The organism is Leucobacter celer subsp. astrifaciens, from assembly GCF_001273835.1.
GTDB classification, from domain to species: Bacteria; Actinomycetota; Actinomycetes; order Actinomycetales; family Microbacteriaceae; genus Leucobacter; species Leucobacter celer.
The window spans coordinates 1-271 of the sequence record NZ_JHEI01000098.1 but is presented as its reverse complement, the minus strand read 5'-3'; the positions used below and the strand labels follow the sequence as shown (position 1 = coordinate 271).

General features: G+C 68.6%; 1 pseudogene. It reads right to left on the bottom strand.

Annotation, left to right across the window (positions count from 1 at the left end):
• Positions 1-271 (bottom strand): annotated as a pseudogene (locus AMS65_RS19715) (DNA repair protein RecN); the annotation flags it as partial.

The window sequence follows — 271 nt, the reverse complement described above, 5'->3', positions numbered from 1 at the left end:
GTGCGCAGGCGCACCGCCTCTGCGGCACGCTCCTCACGTGCTTCGGTGAGTTCGTGCACGCGCGCGGAGAGCAGCTGACGCTCTCGATGCGACTCGCGGTACTCCGCCAGCGTCGTCGCGAGCATCTCTCCGCCGAAACGGTCGAGCGTTTCTCGTTGTGCCGACGCCGATTTGAGGCGCAGCTGCTCGGACTGGCCGTGCACCGCGAAGAGCCGGTCAGCCAGTTTGCCGAGGCTGCCAACCGGCGCGCTCGCTCCACCGATACCGGCAC